This window comes from Bradyrhizobium frederickii (assembly GCF_004570865.1).
GTDB lineage: Bacteria > Pseudomonadota > Alphaproteobacteria > Rhizobiales > Xanthobacteraceae > Bradyrhizobium > Bradyrhizobium frederickii.
Genome location: NZ_SPQS01000092.1, coordinates 1 through 2,665, shown reverse-complemented (window position 1 = coordinate 2,665; position 2,665 = coordinate 1). Strand labels below are relative to the sequence as shown.

At 55.1% G+C, this 2,665-nt stretch carries 3 protein-coding genes; all 3 read right to left on the bottom strand.

Features of this window, described 5'->3' with window-relative positions; genetic code table 11:
* On the bottom strand, positions 1-437 hold a 437-nt coding region (locus E4K64_RS39465; RefSeq protein WP_209312017.1), incomplete at its 3' end, for a prophage tail fiber N-terminal domain-containing protein.
* A gap of 64 nt (positions 438-501) precedes the next feature.
* Positions 502-1,122 (bottom strand): outer membrane beta-barrel protein Lom, encoded by a 621-nt coding sequence (lom, locus tag E4K64_RS39460; protein ID WP_135167622.1) that lies wholly within the window; start codon positions 1,120-1,122, stop codon positions 502-504.
* Between the two features lie 61 nt (positions 1,123-1,183).
* On the bottom strand, positions 1,184-2,665 hold a 1,482-nt coding region (locus E4K64_RS39455), incomplete at its 5' end, for a phage tail tip domain-containing protein (protein ID WP_135167621.1).

Genomic DNA, 2,665 nt, shown 5'->3' with positions numbered 1-2,665 from the left:
GTCACAAGGGCCGCGACCTGAGCAGCTGATGCACTGGCATCGCCGGCTGATTTCTTCGCGTCTGCCGTACTCTGTGCCACCACGGACGCGTTACGCGCCACCTCTTCCACCATCAGTTCAAGACGACGCAGCACCTCCGGCCGGGCATCATCCTCCGTCATGGCACAGAGAAAATCATTCAGCGTCCCCGGTTGTGAATCTTCATACACGGTGATGGTCCCGGCGTGCGATGGTGGAAAACCGTCAACCTGCAGGATGACACTGTACTGACCGTACTCCACATCCATGCTGTAACGCCCGGCTTCATCCGGATTCTCTGAGCCCACCGTGTTCACCACCACCGTGGTGCTGTTACGTCTGGCTTTCAGCTGAATGGTGCAGTTCTGTACCGGTTTTCCTGTGCCGTCTTTCAGGACTCCTGAAATCTTTACTGCCATATTCACCCCACAAAAAAGCCCACCGGTTCCGGCGGGCTGTCATAACACTGTGTTACCTGGCTAATCAGAATTTATAACCGACCCCAACGATGAATCCGTCAGTACGCCAGTCGCCACTGCCGGAGCCTTCATAAGCAATATCAACAACGACGGACGCTGCCGGATTAATCTGTATACCTGCACTCCACGCCACTGAGGTATGCCGCATTGCACTTTCGTCCCTGGCAGTGGTCGTCTCTTTCATATACCCGGGAGTGATTTCCGTCTTACGGTAATCCATTGTACTGCCGGACCACCGACTGTGAGCCACTCCGGCCATGGCGTACGCACTGACCTGCTTACTGATTTGTAAAACCGGTCCGGCCATCACGCTCACATAACGTCCACGCAGGCTCTCATAGTGAAACGTATCCTCCCCGGTCATCACTGTGCTGCTCTTTTTCGACGCGGCGAACCCCAGGGAAGCCATCACCCCCACACTGTCCGTCAGCTCATAACGGTACTTCACGTTAATCCCTTTCAGATGACTCACACCGGTATCCCCGCCCGACAACGACGGCAATGTACCCGGTTTCACTTGAAAATAGCCCACCGTAAACGTACCATGTCCACCTTCCGCACGGGCCGGAGTGAATGTCACCGCAAGTGCGGCAAAGACAGCAACGGCAATACACACATTACGCATCGTTCACCTCTCACTGTTTTATAATAAAACGCCCGTTCCCGGACGAACCTCTGTAACACACTCAGACCACGCTGATGCCCAGCGCCTGTTTCTTAATCACCATAACCTGCACATCGCTGGCAAACGTATACGGCGGAATATCTGCCGAATGCCGTGTGGACGTAAGCGTGAACGTCAGGATCACGTTTCCCCGACCCGCTGGCATGTCAACAATACGGGAGAACACCTGTACCGCCTCGTTCGCCGCGCCATCATAAATCACCGCACCGTTCATCAGTACTTTCAGATAACACATCGAATACGTTGTCCTGCCGCTGACAGTACGCTTACTTCCGCGAAACGTCAGCGGAAGCACCACTATCTGGCGATCAAAAGGATGGTCATCGGTCACGGTGACAGTACGGGTACCTGACGGCCAGTCCACACTGCTTTCACGCTGGCGCGGAAAAGCCGCGCTCGCCGCCTTTACAATGTCCCCGACGATTTTTTCCGCCCTCAGCGTACCGTTTATCGTACAGTTTTCAGCTATCGTCACATTACTGAGCGTCCCGGAGTTCGCATTCACACTGCCACTGATATCCGCATTTTTAGCGGTCAGCTTTCCGTCCGGTGTCAGGGAAAAGGCCGGAGGATTGCCGCCGCTGGTAATGGTGGGGGCCGTCAGGCGCTTCAGGAACACGTCGTTCATGAATATCTGGTTGCCCTGCGCCACAAACATCGGCGTTTCATTCCCGTTTGCCGGGTCAATAAATGCGATACGATTGGCGGCAACCAGAAACTGGCTCAGTTTGCCTTCCTCCGTGTCCTCCATGCTGAGGCCAATACCCGCGACATAATGTTTGCCGTCTTTGGTCTGCTCAATTTTGACAGCCCACATGGCATTCCACTTATCACTGGCATCCTTCCACTCTTTCGAAAACTCCTCCAGTCTGCTGGCGTTATCCTCCGTCAGCTCGACTTTTTCCAGCAGCTCCTTGCCGAGATGGGATTCGGTTATCTTGCCTTTGAAAAAATCCAGGTAACCTTCCGCATCATCGCTCGCCCGACCGACGGCCTCCACGAATGCCGATTTGCCAACGGTGTTCACACTGCGGATATAAAAGTAATAATCATGGCCCGGTTTGATATTGATACTGGCGGCTATCCAGTACAGCGCCGTACCAAGATAACGCGTGCTGGTTTCAACCTGTCTGATATCCGCAATCTGCTTTTCCGAGAACCAGAACTCAAACTGTACCGTCGGGTCATAAACGGCAAGATGCGGCGTGGCGGTTATCTGAAAATAGCCCGGCGTCAGCTCAATCCTCGACGGTGCTGCCGGTGCGGCAATCCGGAACGATACCGACGCCGGATCGCCCTGCTGCCCCCACGCATTTACCGCCCGGACTGTCAGCCTGTAGTTCCCCAGCGCCAGTTGCGTGAAGCGGTATGTGGTTTCCGTCGTCCGGGCCGTGCTGACCAGCCGCTCACTGCCGTCGTCCGCTGTTACGGTCAGACGGAGCAGGAAACTCACGCCCTTCACCACCTTCGGTGTGTCCCATCG

Bases quoted from the DNA above. Each gene is read 5' to 3' on its own strand.
- lom (WP_135167622.1), bottom strand. From the start codon at position 1,122: ATGCGTAATGTGTGTATTGCCGTTGCTGTCTTTGCCGCACTTGCGGTG.